16 protein-coding genes are annotated in these 16543 nt (G+C 62.0%); 4 read left to right on the forward strand and 12 right to left on the reverse strand.

Annotation, left to right across the window (positions count from 1 at the left end; genetic code table 11):
- Window positions 1–876, forward strand: an 876-nt coding sequence (locus tag HX846_RS18155) for an ATP-binding protein (RefSeq protein ID WP_178965833.1), incomplete at its 5' end; no start/stop codon positions are given.
- Window positions 877–1232: 356 nt separating this feature from the next.
- Here the strand turns inward: HX846_RS18155 and HX846_RS18160 are convergent.
- The 4 genes from HX846_RS18160 to HX846_RS18175 form a co-directional block, all read right to left on the reverse strand.
- A complete protein-coding gene (locus tag HX846_RS18160) occupies window positions 1233–3461 on the reverse strand; it encodes an ATP-binding protein (protein WP_177040131.1) in 2229 nt (742 codons plus the stop codon).
- Window positions 3458–4072, reverse strand: coding sequence for a biliverdin-producing heme oxygenase (locus HX846_RS18165; protein ID WP_178965834.1), 615 nt, complete (start codon window positions 4070–4072; stop codon window positions 3458–3460). The genes HX846_RS18160 and HX846_RS18165 overlap by 4 nt, the downstream gene beginning before the upstream one ends.
- A gap of 101 nt (window positions 4073–4173) precedes the next feature.
- Window positions 4174–4551: a response regulator gene (locus tag HX846_RS18170; protein WP_003210361.1), complete on the reverse strand. Its 378-nt coding sequence runs from the start codon at window positions 4549–4551 to the stop codon at window positions 4174–4176.
- Between the two features lie 142 nt (window positions 4552–4693).
- Complete coding sequence (locus HX846_RS18175; protein WP_178965835.1) at window positions 4694–5413, reverse strand: SDR family oxidoreductase; 720 nt, start codon at window positions 5411–5413, stop codon at window positions 4694–4696.
- A gap of 124 nt (window positions 5414–5537) precedes the next feature.
- On the opposite strand from HX846_RS18175, the gene HX846_RS18180 reads away from it, so the two are divergent.
- Entirely contained in the window at window positions 5538–6059 is a 522-nt protein-coding gene (locus HX846_RS18180) for a GNAT family N-acetyltransferase (protein WP_032899797.1), read from the forward strand.
- Between the two features lie 27 nt (window positions 6060–6086).
- Window positions 6087–6470 (forward strand): cytochrome c family protein, encoded by a 384-nt coding sequence (locus HX846_RS18185; RefSeq protein ID WP_178965836.1) that lies wholly within the window; start codon window positions 6087–6089, stop codon window positions 6468–6470.
- A 1-nt stretch (window position 6471) separates the two neighbouring features.
- Here the strand turns inward: HX846_RS18185 and HX846_RS18190 are convergent, their stop codons facing one another.
- Entirely contained in the window at window positions 6472–7392 is a 921-nt protein-coding gene (locus HX846_RS18190; RefSeq protein WP_003210353.1) for an AraC family transcriptional regulator, read from the reverse strand.
- 97 nt (window positions 7393–7489) lie between these two features.
- On the opposite strand from HX846_RS18190, the gene HX846_RS18195 reads away from it, so the two are divergent.
- Entirely contained in the window at window positions 7490–8455 is a 966-nt protein-coding gene (locus tag HX846_RS18195) for an oxidoreductase (protein ID WP_177021389.1), read from the forward strand.
- 39 nt (window positions 8456–8494) lie between these two features.
- On the opposite strand, the gene phnX is transcribed toward HX846_RS18195, so the two are convergent.
- The 7 genes from phnX to HX846_RS18230 all read right to left on the reverse strand — a co-directional run.
- Complete coding sequence (gene phnX / locus HX846_RS18200) at window positions 8495–9322, reverse strand: phosphonoacetaldehyde hydrolase (RefSeq protein WP_178965837.1); 828 nt, start codon at window positions 9320–9322, stop codon at window positions 8495–8497.
- Between the two features lie 88 nt (window positions 9323–9410).
- Window positions 9411–10283, reverse strand: coding sequence for a LysR substrate-binding domain-containing protein (locus HX846_RS18205; protein ID WP_087695146.1), 873 nt, complete (start codon window positions 10281–10283; stop codon window positions 9411–9413).
- Between the two features lie 36 nt (window positions 10284–10319).
- Window positions 10320–11615 carry an MFS transporter gene (locus tag HX846_RS18210; RefSeq protein WP_102606353.1) on the reverse strand — a complete coding sequence of 432 codons (1296 nt, stop codon included), beginning with the start codon at window positions 11613–11615 and terminating at the stop codon, window positions 10320–10322.
- A 93-nt stretch (window positions 11616–11708) separates the two neighbouring features.
- Window positions 11709–12800 carry an iron-containing alcohol dehydrogenase PsrA gene (gene psrA / locus HX846_RS18215; protein WP_178965838.1) on the reverse strand — a complete coding sequence of 364 codons (1092 nt, stop codon included), beginning with the start codon at window positions 12798–12800 and terminating at the stop codon, window positions 11709–11711.
- A gap of 126 nt (window positions 12801–12926) precedes the next feature.
- The gene (locus HX846_RS18220) at window positions 12927–14945 is read right to left on the reverse strand and encodes an LTA synthase family protein (RefSeq protein WP_178965839.1); all 2019 of its coding nucleotides are present in this window, start codon (window positions 14943–14945) and stop codon (window positions 12927–12929) included.
- Complete coding sequence (locus HX846_RS18225; RefSeq protein ID WP_178965840.1) at window positions 14945–15544, reverse strand: hypothetical protein; 600 nt, start codon at window positions 15542–15544, stop codon at window positions 14945–14947. The genes HX846_RS18220 and HX846_RS18225 overlap by 1 nt, the downstream gene beginning before the upstream one ends.
- Window positions 15544–16543: exo-alpha-sialidase (locus HX846_RS18230; protein WP_178965841.1), on the reverse strand; the 1000-nt coding region annotated here is incomplete at its 5' end. The genes HX846_RS18230 and HX846_RS18225, both read right to left, overlap by 1 nt.

Genomic DNA, 16543 nt, shown 5'->3' on the forward strand with positions numbered 1-16543 from the left:
GCGCCGTCGCGCAGCTGGGGCCTGGCGGAAGGCCCGCGAAGCCTGATCGTGCTGATGCTGGGACTGATTTCCACCGCGCTGGTCACGCTGATCGCCACCCGGCGCCAGGCCCGGCCGCTGCAGTATTTCGCCCAGGGTGTGCGACGTTTCGGCGCCGACTTTCGTGCGCCGCCTATCGAGCCGGTCGGCCCCCAGGAAATCCGCCAGGCGATTCTCGCGTTCAACGGCATGCAGGCGCAGTTGCAGCACTTCATCCAGGACCGCACCCAGATGCTCGCCGCGATTTCCCATGACCTGCGTGCGCCGCTGACCCGCCTGCGCCTGCGGGGGGAATTCATCGAAGATGCCGACCAGCAGCACCGCCTGTTCCGGGATGTCGACGAGATGCAGGCGATGATCAACACCGCGCTGGAATTCTTTCGCGACGATGCGCGCCTGGAACAGGCCACCCAACTGGACCTTGCGGAGTTGCTGCAAACGCTGATTGACGACTACCGCGACCAGTCCATCGACATCGGCTTCAATGGCCCGCCCCGGCTGGTGTATTTCGGTCGTCCGCTGGGGCTCAAGCGAGTGATGACCAACCTGATGGACAATGCGATCCACTACGGGCTGGCGCCGGAGATTGAGCTGCAACAGAGCCCGGGAAGGGTGACGGTGCGGGTGCTGGACCGTGGCCCGGGCATCCCGCAGGAGCAACATGAGCAGGTGTTCCTGCCGTTCTTTCGTCTGGAAGGTTCACGCAATAAAAGTACCGGGGGTGTCGGTTTGGGACTCTCCACGGCACGGGCGATCGTCCTGGAACACGGTGGAACGCTGACCCTGGAAAATCGCCCGTGCGGCGGGTTGGCCGCCGTGGTGGTGTTGCCGGTTTAGGACGGCTTAACGGTCAGAGCAAATTGGGTCCCAAACCGCTCAGATTACTGCTGTTCGACTGAAAACTTTGCTGGTTGGAACTGCTACGCGAGGGCTCATCGTTTGGTTTGGGGGCCGGCTGAACAGGTTGGACGGGTTGAGTGGCTTGAGGCGAATGAGTGGGCCCATTGAAGGATTGGATATGGAAAGCGCTGCCAATGATTGGAAAGGACATAGATGTTGGCTCTCATTAGAAAGGACGTGAAGTGTGCGCATTCACCTCCCTTTGAGTGCGTCCTGATCAGTGGCCCTGGCCCGGTCCGGCGTTCCGGGCCTTTGGATTTCCATATGCTTCGCCGTCTCGATGAGGCGCCGTTTCAAGCCGGCTTGGGCACCGTGAACCGAAACTCGCTGCCTCGCCCCAACTCACTCTCAGCCTCGATCCGCCCGCCGTGGGCCTGCACGATGCCTTGGGTGATGTACAAGCCCAGGCCGCTGCCGGTGGGATTGTTTTCGGTTTGCGTCCAGTAGCGATCAAACACGTGAGGCAACTGATCAGGGGCGATCCCTTCGCCGGAGTCACGTACCGAAAACACGATCTCTTCGCCATTGCTCAGCGCACTGATGCCGATATTGCCCTGGCGCGGGGTGAACTTGATGGCGTTGCCGATCAGGTTCGACAGCACCTGGAACAACCGTTCCGGGTCGGCATGGATTTGCAGCCCGGGTTCGGCATTGAAGGACAGGTCGATGCCCTTTTCCATCGCCAGGGGCGCGAGCAGTGAATAGGCCTCCTCGAACATCTGGCTCACGTCCAGGGCCACCGGCTTGACGGTGTAGCGCCCGGCTTCGATCTTCGAGGTGTCGAGCAAATCTTCCAGCAGCACATTCATGCGCCCGGCGGCTTGTTGCATGGTATCGATGGCCGAGGAAATCCGTCGCGAGGTGTGTGGGCCATCGGAACTGAAGGCCTTTTGCATCATGCCGCAGAGCATCGAGATCACCGTCATCGGGTTGCGCAGGTCGTGGGAAACCACCGCCACCAGTTCATCCCGGGCGCGCACCGCCTGTTGTTCACGCAGCACCTGGCGGGCCAGGTCATTTTCCAGGGCCGAGCGGCGCAGGTCGTTGGCGGCGAAGCGGTCACCGTGGCTCCATTTGGTGGAAATGCCGGCCATCTCCACCTTCCAGATTTCAAACGAGGTGCGTGGGCGAAGGTGCAGGCCCGCGTCGGTGCTTTCCAGGTCCAGGGGTTTGTTCGGGTCGCCGCTCCAGTTGATGTTTTCCTTCACTTCGGGACGAAACCACAACACGCCGTTGTCCACCGGCTTGGGCAAGCTCATGGCCAGCACGCCACTGGCTACGTGCTGGTATTCAGCCGCCGGCGGGTAAACCGAGGCCAGGTTATGGCTGGCAAACACCGGCTGCCCGGCCTCTTGCAGCCACTTGTGCAGGGCGCGAATCTGCGCAGGTTCCGGGCAATTGCCGTAGCGGTGCAGTTGCTTGTCTTCGATGATTGCCACACCGCCTGCGAGGGTCAGGTCCATCAGCAATTGCGGACGCTGCGCCAGGCCATCGAAGACGTTTGCGGGCGAGGCCTGCATGGCCTGGCTGAGCAAGGCCAGGGCCTCGACTTTTTCTTCGCGCTGGCGGCTTAGGTCCAGGGCCTCCATGGCGCTGATCTGCAACGACAGCACCTGGCCGATGGTCTGGCACGCGGTGCGCAAATCATTGGGCACCAGCAGCGGCTGGCGGTTGCCGCAACTGATCAGGCCCCAGAGTTTGTCGCCGGCCATCAGGGAGATGCTCATGGACGACAGCACCCCCATGTTTTTCATGTACTGGCAGTGAATCGGCGACACGCTGCGCAGGGTGGCGAAGCTCAGGTCCAGGGGCTGGCCGGTGTCCGGGCGCAACCTGGGCACCAGCGGCACTGCCTCATAATCGGCATTGGGGATGATCCGCAGCCAATTGGTGCGGTACAGCTCCCGGGCTTGTTCGGGGATGTCAGACGCCGGGAAGAACAGGCCGTTGAACAATTCCATCGACGGGGCGGACGCTTCGGCGATCACCTGGCCGTGGCCTTCCTCTTCGAAACGATAAATCAGCACCCGGTCGTAGCCGGTCATGGCCTGGATTTCGTTGACGCTGATTTCATACAAGGCTTGCAGGGTTTTCGCCGCCTGCAGGCGTTGAAGCATCTTGCCCAGGTTGCTGGTCCGGCCATTGAGTGCCCGCGGCTGGAAGTCCTTGAGCCGTGGTTCGAACTCCAGCACCAGTACATCCTGATGGCGGTGCAGCAAGCCTTCGAACTCGGCGCCGTTGAGGGTCATGTGCAGCGGTGCGGCGTCGAAAAAGCTGTTTTGCGTGACCATGGCCCGGACGGCTTCGGCATGTTCAATGCCGATCAATGTGTGCAGCGGCTGGCCCAGCAAGGATTCCGGCGAGTGGTTGAACAGTTCGGCTACGTTGGCGCTCACCTGCACGATATGCAGTTCCGGCTCGGACAGGGTCAGCAGCGCACCGTGGGGCTGGATGGCCCCCGGGAAGCGGATGGGTTCGTCTGCACAGTTGGCAAGCAACTCTTCAAAATCTTCGGGTTTCATAGCAGTACCTCCTGGCTGTCGAGCCATTGCTCAAAGCAGCTGAATGTCGAGCGGGCCGCGTTCACGGCGCGCAGTTTGGCGTGCGCATCGAGGGGCACATGGCTCAGGTAGTCGAGAAAGTCTTTCCAGCGCCGACCGGTTTCAGCGCCGTACACGTTGAGAAACGCGCCGCCGTTGTCGGCATCCAGTCCCAGGCGCTGGGCCATTTCCCGGCGCAGGATCTGCCCGCCCAGGGTGGCACCTTCCAACACATACAGCGCGCCCAGGCAGGCGGCCGGCGTGTCGAGGAGCGGTAGCGACATGCAATGGGGAAGGGCGGCGATGGCTCGGGCGTCCAGGCCCAGAGCGTGAAGATCCGTCAGCAAGGTGGGAGCTTTGCGACGCAGCACCTGATCAAACCCCACGGGTATCAAGCCGCTGTCGTGCAGCGTCGTTTCCAGAGGGTTGTAGAACCCGTAATAGGCCTGGAGCAGGCGTTTATACCGAGTGTGATCGAGCTGCGGGGAGAAAAACGGCAAGCGCTTTTCCAGGGCGACGTGCAGTAAAGCGGTACCCGAGCGCAGGGCTTCAAGTACAGGGGGCGCACTAACGTCATGGGCCTGTGAATGCATTCAGTAAACTCGAACTGGGGGCCTGCTGGCCATGTAAGGTTGCTTAATAACTGACCGCAGGAGTCGCCGTGAAGTTCGCCTTGGCTGATATCGCGATGCTATCAGTGCATGGGCGAACCCTGCACCAGGGCCGACTGCACGCAGTCGATCAGGCGCTTGGTGGTCCATGGCTTGGGCAGGAACCGCACGGTGCTGCCCAACTGCGAGGCCATTGCGGTGTTGCCCGAGGTCAGCACCACCGGCAGCGTCGGCCAGCGATGGGCGACCACCTTGCTCAAGTCGTAGCCATTGAGCAGGCCGGGCATCTGGATATCGCTGACAATCAAGTCTACCGGATCACTGGCTCGTTCAAGAAAAATCATCCCTTCGTCTGCGGACGGGAACGAGGTCACCACCGCGCCGAAATCCTCCAGTACATCTACCATCAACGAGCGAATGATTTCGTCGTCTTCCAGCACCAATATCGATGGCTGAGCCATGATCCTTACTCCACCATCCGGGTTAAGTAAGGTGGAGTGGGGCGCCGTCGATTAGGTTCGATTGGATGTTTTTTTTGCGATGGGTGGTCATTTGGTTGTCTTTGAATTGCGTCAGGGCAGGGCGCTCCACTGGCGAAACCTGCTAGAAGCGTTCATCCAGCAGCGCCGGCAACGTCAGCTCCTTGACGAAACTGGCGCCGGACAGGCTCAAGACCATACGCACCACCTGCACCACGTCATGCACCGGAATCAATTGGCCCTCACCGCGCTGTTCGGCCTGGGTGCGTGAGGTGCTCAAGGAATCTTCGGTATTCAGATAGCCCAGGTTCAGGCAAGTGACACCCAGGCGTTGCTGGCGATAGCCTTCACGCAGCGCATCGGCGATGCCGCGCAAGGCGAATTTCGAGGCGCCGAACGCCACTTCGGGCCGGCCGCTCTGGGGCAGTCCCGAGGTCGAGCCTGTGAGGATGATGCGCGGCTGTGGGCTCTTCAATAACACCGGCAGCAGCCGCTTGATCAACAACAGCGGTGCGGTGATGTTGCAACTGACGATGGCTTCCAGTTGCGTGTCCTCGTCGGTGAGATAGCTGTACGCCGGATCAAACGCCCGCGCCTCCCAGATGCCCAGGTTATAGATCAGTGTGTCCAGCCCGCCTGCCGCCACCGCCTGCTCGATGACGTGCGCCGCTTGGCCAGGCATGCCAAGGTCTGCTTCCACCCAGCGCACCTCGGCGCCAGTGCTGCACGTCAAGGGATCAGGGCGACTGCGGGACACCCCGATCAGCGTATCCCCAACCCCGCCCAGCCCTTCCATCAAGGCCCTGCCCAATCCTTTGCTTGCACCGACCACCATGGTTTTCATCGCTTGTCTCCTGAACCGCTGTGCCGAGAGGAGCGGGCATGCAAGCAGAGTGGTGGGGTGATATCAATTGAGTGGCTGTTTCCAGATGTTAATCTCAGGTGCTTCAACGATCCCGGGTTGCCTCATGCTCACTGTTATCCGACTTGCCGCCGCACCCGACGCAGTGTGTTTACCTGCAATAGAGCGCAGTGCGGCCCAGTCCTTTCGTGCGATCGAATCCTTGAGCTGGCTGGCCGATGCCGAGGTCATGAGTGTTGAACGTCATCTGCAGTTGATCGCGTGGGGTACGTGTTGGGTGGCGGTGGATGCTGCTGGCCAGGTCCAGGGTTTTCTCAGTGCACAGATGTTTGATGACGACCTGCACATCCATGAACTGTCGGTGGCGCAGGTTATGCAGGGCCGTGGCGCAGGGCGGCAATTGCTTGAGGCCGTGATGAATGAGGCTCGCTCGCGCCGGTTGCGGGCAGTCACCTTGACCACATTTTGCGACGTGCCCTGGAACAGCCCGTTTTATCAGCGGCTGGGATTTGAGCAAGCACATTCGCTGGCGCCGGATCATCGTTTGGCAGAGGCTCTGCGTGAGGAGTATCGTCACGGTTTTGCGCCGGGCAGTCGCTGTGCCATGTCATGGCAAGTCCCCAGCTGAACCGGCACAACGGATGGAAAGTTACCCATGAAGTACGTCGTATTATTCAGCCTCGCCCTGATTGCCGGTCTCGTCAGCCTGCCGGCAGCGGCGGCGGGAGACGCCGAAGCCGGTGGAAAGTTATTCAGCAAAACCTGCGGCGGTTGCCATAGCGTCGGCGAAAATGCCCGGGGCGGTTTCGGGCCGCAGCTCAACGGCATCATTGGCCGCCCGGCCGGCACGACCACTGATTACCAGTATTCAGATGCGATGAAGAATTCAGGCGTGGTCTGGACGCGGGACAAGCTGGCCGCCTACATCGAGGCACCGAAAAAGGTCGTGAGCGGCACCCGGATGATTTTCTGGGGGATCAGCGACCAGGAGAAGATCGATAACCTGCTGGCGTACCTTGCGACGTCCCAGGCGCAGTAATTCACATTGATTGACGGCACGCGTCCCGATAATGCCTCGGGGCCTTTCCTGTCACTCGCTTGAAGGCGTTGCTGAACGCACTTTCAGAACCGTACCCCAACGACTGCGCTAACACGCCCACTGACAGATTCCCCTCGCGCAACGCTCGTTGCGCAAGGCGCATGCGCCACTCGGTCAGGTACGCCAACGGTGGTACCCCGGCAACGCTCTTGAAGTAGTGCGAAAAGGTGGTGCGCGACATCGCAGCCGCCGTAGCCAGGTCTTCCAGTGTCCAGGCACGCCCCGGCTCGCTGTGTATCAAGCGCAGCGCGGGGGCCAGGCGCTTGTCGCTGACCGTGCGCAGCCAGCCTTCGGGTAATACGCCCGAGGTCTCGACATAGGCCCGCAGGATCTGGATAAACATCAACTGCGCCAGTTGCGCCGACGCCAAGCTTGCCCCGAGCAAATTGGCTTGCCCCTCATGTGCCAACTGGCCGAGTAGCCATTGCACGATTGTCGCTTGCGGCGACGTGGCCCGCACGTGGATCAGGGGCGGCAGCGCGTTGGCCAGCAGGCCGCCACTCTCCGGGTCCAGTTGCACGTAGCCGCCGATTTGCACACAGCCCTGGCCGTCACCGATTTGCGGGAAGCGGCCGGCGTCAGCGAATAATTGCCGCGCTTCCAAAGGCGCGACCGACACATCGCCTGCAAGCACAAACGAGCGTTGCGCACACAGCAGGAACACATCGCCCGCCTCAATCAACACCGGCGCCAGTTCGCCATCCATCCACAACCAGCACTGCCCCTTCACCACCCCGAAAAACTTGATCTTGTCCGGCGCGGGAAAACGCAGGGCCCAGGCGCCGCCCGCGCTGAAGCCGCCGGTCATCACCGATTGGGCATTCACGAACGTGAGAATCTCGGAAAACGGGTCGCTGGGCATATTCGTACTTTTACGCATGTAAATGGGATAATCGAGTATTCAGAGTACGGCTTTCGAGGGGTAGCGTGTTAACCACACGTCCAATGGAGACTCTGTCATGCCCACAGTACAAAAACCGATCCACAGCGGCTATGGAGCAGCAACCACCGTCGCCGAAGTCATCCGGGGCGTCGATCTCTCGGGCAAGGTGGCGATTGTCACGGGCGGCTACTCCGGCATTGGCCTGGTCACCGCCCGTACCCTGGCTGCCGCGGGCGCCCGCGTGATCGTCCCGGCCCGTGACCTGGCCAAGGCACGCGCCGCACTCAAACCTTACCCACAGCTGCAACTTGAACCCCTGGACTTGATGGACGCCCAGTCCATCGAACAGTTTGCCGTGCGCTTTCTGGCGACAGGCTGCCCGCTGCACCTGCTGATCAATAACGCGGGCATCATGGCGCCGCCGCTGAGCCGCAATGCCCAGGGCTACGAATCTCAGTTCGCGACCAACCATCTCGGGCATTTCCTGCTTACCCAGCGCCTGTGGCCGGCCTTGCAGCGCGCCGAAGGTGCACGGGTGGTGACGCTGTCCTCACGGGGGCATGTGCACGGCGCCGTCGACTTTGACGACTGGAATTTCGAGCGCCAGGCCTACGATCCATGGAGGGCCTACGGTCAGTCCAAGACTGCCAATGCGCTGTTCGCCGTGCATCTGGATACGCTCGGTGCGGCGAGTGGGGTAAGGGCTTTTGCGGTGCATCCCGGTGGAATCATTACCGATCTGGTGCGGCACATGAAGCCTGAAGTCTTGCAGGCATCAGGCTATGTCGACGAGCACGGGAAACCGGTGATCGACCCTGAGCGGAACATGAAAACCCCGGAGCAAGGCGCGGCCACCAGTGTGTGGTGCGCGGTGAGTGGGCAGTTGGCGGGAATGGGCGGGGTCTATTGCGAGAACTGTGATGTGGCGGCGGCAGTGAGTGCGGAATCGGAAGAGCAGTTGGGCGTCAGGCCGTGGGCGGTGGATACCGGGTTGGCGCAGCGGCTGTGGATACTTAGCGAGCAGCTTGTCGCAGGGCGATAGGCCGCAGTGTGGGGTCAGCTCACTGACCCCATCGGCCCATCAAGAACCCTGCGGCGTTTCTCCGCGCGCCAAACGCGCATTGATATCGTCGATCACCGCCGGCAGTTCGACGATGGTGTCGATCAGGTAATGCGGCCGCGAGCCCTCGAACATCTGTGTAATGCGCGCACGCTCCAGCGCCAGCTCAGCAGCAGGCAGCGCCTTGTATTGCTCGTAGGTCAAACCCAGTGCGTTGCCGGAACAGGTCAACGCCACCGTCCACATGCCGGCGCTACGGCCTTCCAGGATCCCCGGCCAGGTGTCGTCGACCTTCACGCACGCGGCCACATCGCTGACCCCCAGGGCAATCACGTTGGCCAGTGCCTGCGCCGGATGCGGGCGCCCGTTGGGCACTTCGTCGGTCGCCACCACATGGTCGGCGACGTAGCCGTTCTGTCGCGCCAGTTCGACCACCTTGGCCATCACCACCGCCGGGTACCCGGAGCAGGAGCCAATCTTCAAGCCCTGCCCGCGCAGGGTGTTGATCGCCCCAAGGGCGCCGGGAATGACCGCCGAATGCAGCGCGATTTTCTCGATCTGCAACGGCATGAAGCGCTCATACAGTGCGGTGACATCCTCGTCAGTCGGCAAGCGATCAAATACCGCCCGATAACGCTCGGCAATCTGTGGCAGGTTGCACAAGGTGCGGATGTGATCCCACTTGCCCATGCCCATCGGGCCGCGGGCTTCCTCCAGGGAAACGGCGACGCCGAACTCGCCGAACGCCTCGACAAAAATCTGCGTGGGGGCGAAGGAACCGAAGTCGACGACGGTGCCGGCCCAGTCCAGGACCACGGCTTGCAGCTTGGAAGGTTGTTGGTAGTGCATGGCAAGTCTCCATTTTCAGGTGTGAGCAGGCCGTCCCTCTCTCAAAGAAGAGGTAAGCGCCTGGTGAGGGTTTAAACGGTCAAGACGATCAGGTGGCCGGGATCGGGCTGGCCTCGAATAGCTCGGCGATCATCGGTCGGTTGCGGCGGATGCCCAGGCAACACAAGTGGTAGTCGATGAAAAACGGATGGTCGACGAAGGTGATCGGCGTGGTGCCCGGGGTTTCGGCGTATTCCACGGCAGACACAAAGCCGATGCCGATGCCCTTGGTGATCGCGTGCACAATGGCTTCGCGACTGTTCAGCTGCATCACGCAGTTCACGGCGATGCCCTGGCGCTTGCAGCTTTCTTCCACCAGTTGCCGGGTGCGTGAGCTTTTCTCGCGCATCACCCACTTTTCGCGGCTGATCTGTTCCACGTGCACCTCTTTCTGCCGGGCCCACGGGTGGTCATCGCGCACCACCGCAATAATCGGATAGCGCCGGTACAGCTGGGTATCGAAGCGCTGGTCGAACTCCGAAAGGGCCAGGATCGCCACGTCGATATCGAAGTTGAAGAGCCGGTCCAGGGTTTCCTTTTCCGGGGAAAACGAGGTTTCCAGTTCGATGTCCGGGTGGCGCTGCATCAGCTCGTAGGTCAGGTTCATCGCGATCGGCGGCGACACCGCGCCCAGGCGCAGCAGCCCGGTCTTGCGCTGCTTGAAACTCTGCAACAGTTGCATGGCTTCATCCTCCTGGCCGAACAGCCCCTGGGTGATCCCGTAAAGGGCGTGCCCGGCGGCACTCATCTCGATAAACCGCCCGCGACGGTGGAACAGCTCCACCGAGAACTGCTTCTCCAGCCCGTTGACCTGCTCGCTGACCGTCGGCTGGCCGACGCTCAGGTATTCGGCGGCGAGGGTGAAACTGCCGGTCTTCGCCACCGCATGAAACGAGCGCAGCCACTTGTGGTACTGGTACATAACGAGTCCTGTTCCTGAGGTCCGCCGGGCCGGTCATCAACGTCGGATAAACAACGCCACCGCTGCGCTGCACAGGCAGGCCGAGGTCACGACGATGAAGATCAGCGAGGTATTGCCGGTACTGTCGAGCATACTGCCGATCAGCGGTTCCGCCAGGCCGGCGAACAGATAGGATGAGAAATTCATCACGCCCGTGGCCGTACCCGCACGCTTGGCGCCGACCAGGTCCGGGCACAGCGCCCAGAAACTCGACGCCGGGCCATACACGAAGAACCCGCAGAGGAACAACGCTACCAGGCCGATTGCGCTGTGGGGCGGCAAACTCCACATCCACAGGCTGGTGGCGGCGCCGAGGAACATGTAGAGCATGATCGCCAGGTAGCGTTTGGAGCCGAACAGCTTGTCCGAGACCCAGCCGTTGCTCAGGGCGCCGATGGCCATGCCCACCGGCAGGGCCACGGTGATCCACTTGGGGTCGATCATGCTGTCGCCGCTTTTCCAGTTGGCCCCGAGGAAGTGCACCGGCACCCAGACGATCAGGCCGTAGCGGGCGGCGTTCTGGAAACCCAGGGAGATCGCGGCGATGATCAGCCGCGGATTTTTCAGCACCGCCTTGTAGCGCTGCGCCGAGGATTCGACTTCGCCGTGGGCCACTTCATGATTCTTGTCTTCGGCATTCGCCACGCCAGTATCGGCCAGGGGCTCGAAGCCCATGTCTTGAGGCCGCTCGCGGGCCACCAGGTAGAAAATAATGCCGCCCGCCAACATCAACAGCACCGGCAGGCGGAAGATCCAGCGCCATTCCAGTTGGAACACTTCCAGCACCACGATGGAGGTGACGTACGACAGGACCGAGGCGCACCCGGCGGCGAACACATAAAAGCCATACACCTTGCCGCGCTCGCCGGCGCTCCACCAATTGGAAATCAACCGGCTGCCGGGTGCCCAGCCGAGAGCCTGGAAGTAACCGTTGATGCCCCACGGCAGGATCAACCCGGCAAAGCCGCCGGCGAAACTGGTGACCCAGTTGGCCGCGCAGGACAGCACCGCGCCCAGGGTCATGATGCGGCGGCCGCCGAACTTGTCGGCGAGGTTGCCGTTGATCGCCTGGCCAATCGCGTAGGCCCAAAGCATCGCCGCGGAGGCCCAACCTAGGGTTTCCTTGGTCAGGCCGAACTCGGCCTGGATTCCGGGGATGGCAAAGCCGAAGGTCTGGCGGCCGGTGTAGAAAAACAGATAACAAAACATCGCCGCCAGCAGCATGCGCCACTGGGCTACGCGAAACGATGAGGTACGGACGGCAGGAACAGGCAGCACGTGTGCACGATTCATGATGTTTTCCTTATTGTTATTCGCCCCGGCGACCGCAGCCGCAGGGGGGCACTCTTGATAGGTGCAACAGGAAACGACCGAATTACGGTGAGTCTAGGCCGCTTGCGCGCCGATGAAATTCTTGCCGCGTGCGCCTTGCAGGGCGAAGAGGATCATCGCCTCGGCCTCGGTGGCATTCACGCCGTAGTCGGCAAATTCGGTCTTCACGTCCAGGCTGTGGAGGAAGTCGCGCAACTGCGCCTGGGCCTGCTGCAGGTCGGTGCCGAATACCCGTTGCAGAGTGCGGTCCCGCGCGGCGTCGTGCCCCCATGCCAGGCCCAGTACCAGCGGCAAAGTGAAGGAGCAGGCGATGCCATGGGGCAGGCCGTGGTGCAGAGTCATCTCATAAGAGATGGAGTGGGCGAGGGCGGTCTTGGTGTTGGAAAAAGCCAGGCCGGCTTTCAGCGCCGCCAAGGCCATGCGCGAGCGCAATTCCTGGTTGCCGAGGTCACGCCGCAAGCGCGGCAGGCATTCCAGGATGTCTTCGATGGCGGAGATGGCGAAGGTGTCCGAGACCGGGTTGGCGTTGACGTTCCAGATCGATTCCAGCGCATGGGACAAGGCATCCAGCCCGGTGGACACCGTGACCCCGGCCGGCACCGTCAGCATCAACTGCGGGTCGATGATCGCCACTGTCGGCCAGGTGCAGTCCAGGTGCAGCGAATACTTCTTGAGGCTGGCGGAGTCCCAGATCGTCGCCCATGGCGTGACTTCGCTGCCGGTGCCGGCGGTGGTCGGTGCGGCAATCAACAGCTTGTGGCGGGCCGGCGCGAAAGGTTTACCGGTGGCCAGCAACGCCAGCAGCTCGTCGAAATCCCCGGAATCTGTGCCGACGATCAAGGCCTTTGCCGTATCAATTGCACTGCCACCGCCGACGGCGACCACCACCTGGCAGTCACCGGCCTGCAGCCAGAAACGCTCGTAGGTGTCGCGCAGTTGGGCCACGTCAGGGTTGGGCTGTACGTCTTCAATGACGTACACCAGGCGTTCGCCCAGCAGGGCCTGGATGCGGTCTACCAAACCGAGCCCGCGGGCTTCGGGAAAGGTCACGAGGGCGACGGTCTGGCCTTCGGTAAGAGCGGCGAGTTCTTGCAGGCAGCCCCAGCCGAAGCGGGTGTCTACCGGGTTGTGGAAGCGGGCAGTCATGGCGGGTTCCTGGTTTTTGTTATTGGAAGTGCCGCCATAGTCGGGGAGGGTGAGGTGGACCTCAAATCGATAGATTGTGGGGATGGATTGGCTGGGCCGATAGTACAGCCCAACCGTCAGGTGACTTCAGCGCACGTTCCGGAACAACATCAATCGCGCACTCTCATGCAGGCCACGGGTCAGCCCCTGCAACCGCTCAAACTCCTCGGGATACTGCTGAGCCACATTGTTCCTCGGCGTTTGCGACGCCAGGTCATGCAGGGTCGGCGAGCTGCCGTCGTGCTCCATTTGCAGCAGGAAGTCCTTGGTCACGCCGCCGATCAGCGGGAACGTGCCCTCGCGCAATACCAGCGGCACCACGCGCTCGCCTTCCGGCGCAGGTTGCTGGATATCTCGGCCCATCGCGCCATTGCGGAACGGTATGCCCGCCATGCCGGCCACGGTCGGCAGCAGGTCCGCCAGGCCGACGGCTTCTTCGATCACCCGGGGTTGCAGGCCGGGCGCGTGGATCATCATCGGCACGTTGTTGCTTTCCAGCCCAAGCTGCTCGAATGCCGGCGCCATGTGCGGAATCTGGCTGATTCGGGTGTTGTGGTCGCCGAAAAACACGAAGATGGTGTTGTCGTAGTAACCGCCAGCCTTGGCGATTTCCATCAGGCGGCCGATGTTGAAGTCCAGCAGGCGCACGGCGTTGTACTGCTCGACGCTGCGGCTGCCTGCGGCCTGGACTTGTTCCACGGTGAGGTCATGCACCTTGAAGCCATCGTTGGTCTTGGGGATGGTGAACGGGCGGTGATTGCCGGAGGTTTGCAGGTAGGCGAAGAACGGTTGGTCCTTGGGGATGGCCCGCAGCAGTTCGTCGCCTTCCTTGAACAGGTCCAGATCCGAAACGCCCCACACGTCCACCCGTGGCGAGCGCCAGTGGCTTTCGTCATACAGCTTCACGCCGTCGATGCTCTGGCGGATCAAGGCGTTGATATTCGCCCAGCCGGCATTGCCGCCGATCATGTAGAGCTTCTGGTAGTCCTCGAACGCATTGATCAAGGTGTGTTGCCGGGTGATCAGCGGGTTGCGGGTCGCCGTCTCCTGGCGGGTAACGTCGGGCACGCCGGTGATGCTCGCCCACACGGTTTTGGCGGTGCCGGTGACGGGCACGTAGAAGTGTTTGAAGAACCAGCTTTCCTTCGCCAGCTTGTCGAGGTTCGGCGTGGGGTTCAGCGGGTTGCCATAGGCGCCCACGGCGCTGGTGCCGAGGGACTCGAGCATCACGAAGATCACGTTCGGCGGGCGCTCGCCCTTGAGCTGATAAGGCTGCACGGCTTGTTCACGGGCGAAGTTCAACTGCTCGGGGTCGGGCTGGCTGACCCCCAGATAATTCGCGACTTGCGGGTAATGCTCTCGTACCCGCGCCTCATCGAATTGCGACTGGCTGACCTTGAGGGTGTCGTACAGAAACAGCACCGGGTTGAGGCCCACGGCGGCGATCTGGTTGTTGCCGGAAAAGAACGCGTCGCTCCAGCGCAGGGGCACCGGGTTTTCGATATTGAGGTTGGCGACGCGGCCGAGCAGGGCCAGCAATACCGCGATCACGCCGACGGTGGCCACGGATGCGATGGCCAACTTGCCAATGGGTTTGCGTTCGCCATCCAGGGTGATGCGTTCAAGGCGAACCAGGGCGTAGGTCCATAGGCCGACGGCGGCAAGCCAGCTCAAGGTTATCCACAGCACCGGGTAGGTTTCCCACACCATCTGTTGTGAAATCTGCGCGTCTTCCAGGTAACGCAGCACCGTGGCGTTGATGCGCACACCGAGGTAGGCGTAGTGGCCGAAATCGATGATGTACACCAGCCCGACGATGGCCAGCGCCAGCAGTAGATAACCCCGTGCCAGCCAGCGCAGGGCGGGGACAGTCACCAGGTTCCAGCGTGGCAGCCAGGCGAGCAGTGCCAGGGGCAACAGGATCAGCACCGCCAGGCGCAGGTCGAAACGCAGGCCGATGCCCACGGTTTCCAGCAGTGCGGGGTCCCTTAGGTCGACCCCGGAAAATCCCCATACAAACACCAGCCGCAGTGCCGCCAGCAACGCAAATACCAAACCGATCGCGCCCACGCCGTAGCGCAGGCGGCGCGAGTGCAACCATCCCATCATTGACCTCTGTGCAATTTTAAAAGAGGGCGCCAGGCAGCCATCGCCAGCATCCACAACCCGGCCACCAGGCAGTAGCCCGTCAGCAGTGGGTCGATCAGATAGTCCCAGTAGTTTTCCGAGGCCTTGAGCCGTAGTGCGAACGCCAGGGTGCCCGCCGCGAGCATCCACACCGCCAGCGTATTACGCAGCCAGAGCTTCAACAGTGCTGCCGCGCCTATCAGCACGATCATCGGCCGAGGGTTGAAACCCCAGCGGTAGGGGTCGAAATACGTCAGGCCCATCGTCGCCGGGTACAGCACCAGGCTCAGGGCGCCAAACAGCAACAGCACCTGAACCTTCTGCGGGCGCTGGAGCGGCTGCACCACGCCCAACCGGCACAGGCTGACCCACGCCAGCAACACCAGGGTGCTGATGGCCAGGTCATCGGTGAAGCTGCGCACATACGCCGCCAACGGCAGTTCGTTGACCGGAATAAAACTTACCACCACCAACACCGGCAGCAGCCAGGGGCGCCAGGGTGTTGTGACGCGCAACAGGCTGAGCAGTACAAAACCCAACAGCACAAAACTCAAATGCGCTTGCCATACAGAAACCATCACAGGCGCTCCGACAGCCAGGCTTCGTTGAAGCTGACATGTTTGATAAAGGTGTTATTCCACGAGTACACCAGGTGGTACATGCCGTCCGGGCTGCGGCTGAAGTACGGGTACTCGTATTCGAAATCGCAGCCACGGGGCTTGCACACCCGGTAGTCCAGGTTGCTGAGGAAGCGTTGTTCCAGCGGCAGGCGCAGGGCGCCGCTGGAGGCGCGGAAGCCTTCGCCGATAATTTCCTTGTAGGCCGCAGGGGAGAACGGTTGGCCCAAGGGGTCGGGGGATTGATCCAGTTCCACCACGGTGCGCCACTGATTGAGCTTGGCATCGGTGCCGTACAGGCTGAGCTTGAAGCGGCCGTCCTGCAGGTCGTTGAGGGCCACGAGCAAACCGTCGCCTTCAGTGCTGACGGCTGCCAGCGAGGAGTTGGGATTGGACGGTTCCAATGGGTAAGGCTCGCTCCAGGTTTGGCCGGCGTCTTCGGTGCGGCTGGCGAGGACTCGGTGATGGGTTTCGCCGGCGTAACGCAACATGGCGATGGCGCGTTGGCCGTCCTGCGGGACGATGGTCGGCTGCAGCGAGTTCTTCCCACGGCTGATACGGAATTTGTCGACCACCGCACCGTCGGGGCTCAAGTACAGGTACTCGGCGAATTTGCCCATGAACTCGTGGTACACCGGCAGGCCGATGGAACCGTCAGCGTGGAATACCGGTGCGGCGCGCACCAGCGTGCTGATATTGAAGAAAGGCGAGGTGATCAGTTGCCGAGGGGCCGACCAGTTCGTCCCGAGGTCATCCGAGACCATCACGTTGATCGCGCTGGTGGCCCAGCCGCCTACCGACACCGAAACGTAGAACATCCACAGGCGATTGTCCGGTGCCAGGGCGATCACCGGGTTGCCCAGCTTGCGGATGTAGCGGTGCGTGCCGTCGCGCGTGCTTTCGCGGGTGGCCAATACGTGCTCCGGGCCCCACTCGGCACTTTTCGCGTCAAAGCGCGCG

This window comes from Pseudomonas sp. K5002 (genome assembly GCF_013386655.1).
GTDB lineage: Bacteria > Pseudomonadota > Gammaproteobacteria > Pseudomonadales > Pseudomonadaceae > Aquipseudomonas.

What these genes read in the sequence shown, in the direction of transcription:
- HX846_RS18190 (WP_003210353.1), bottom strand. Translation starts at nt 7,392, where the DNA reads ATGCCCAGCGACCCGTTTTCCGAGATTCTCACGTTCGTGAATGCCCAA.
- psrA (WP_178965838.1), bottom strand. Translation starts at nt 12,800, where the DNA reads ATGACTGCCCGCTTCCACAACCCGGTAGACACCCGCTTCGGCTGGGGC.
- HX846_RS18220 (WP_178965839.1), bottom strand. Translation starts at nt 14,945, where the DNA reads ATGGGATGGTTGCACTCGCGCCGCCTGCGCTACGGCGTGGGCGCGATC.
- HX846_RS18205 (WP_087695146.1), bottom strand. Translation starts at nt 10,283, where the DNA reads ATGTACCAGTACCACAAGTGGCTGCGCTCGTTTCATGCGGTGGCGAAG.
- HX846_RS18180 (WP_032899797.1), top strand. Translation starts at nt 5,538, where the DNA reads ATGCTCACTGTTATCCGACTTGCCGCCGCACCCGACGCAGTGTGTTTA.
- HX846_RS18175 (WP_178965835.1), bottom strand. Translation starts at nt 5,413, where the DNA reads ATGAAAACCATGGTGGTCGGTGCAAGCAAAGGATTGGGCAGGGCCTTG.
- HX846_RS18225 (WP_178965840.1), bottom strand. Translation starts at nt 15,544, where the DNA reads ATGGTTTCTGTATGGCAAGCGCATTTGAGTTTTGTGCTGTTGGGTTTT.
- phnX (WP_178965837.1), bottom strand. Translation starts at nt 9,322, where the DNA reads ATGCACTACCAACAACCTTCCAAGCTGCAAGCCGTGGTCCTGGACTGG.
- HX846_RS18210 (WP_102606353.1), bottom strand. Translation starts at nt 11,615, where the DNA reads ATGAATCGTGCACACGTGCTGCCTGTTCCTGCCGTCCGTACCTCATCG.
- HX846_RS18170 (WP_003210361.1), bottom strand. Translation starts at nt 4,551, where the DNA reads ATGGCTCAGCCATCGATATTGGTGCTGGAAGACGACGAAATCATTCGC.
- HX846_RS18195 (WP_177021389.1), top strand. Translation starts at nt 7,490, where the DNA reads ATGCCCACAGTACAAAAACCGATCCACAGCGGCTATGGAGCAGCAACC.
- HX846_RS18185 (WP_178965836.1), top strand. Translation starts at nt 6,087, where the DNA reads ATGAAGTACGTCGTATTATTCAGCCTCGCCCTGATTGCCGGTCTCGTC.
- HX846_RS18160 (WP_177040131.1), bottom strand. Translation starts at nt 3,461, where the DNA reads ATGAAACCCGAAGATTTTGAAGAGTTGCTTGCCAACTGTGCAGACGAA.
- HX846_RS18165 (WP_178965834.1), bottom strand. Translation starts at nt 4,072, where the DNA reads ATGCATTCACAGGCCCATGACGTTAGTGCGCCCCCTGTACTTGAAGCC.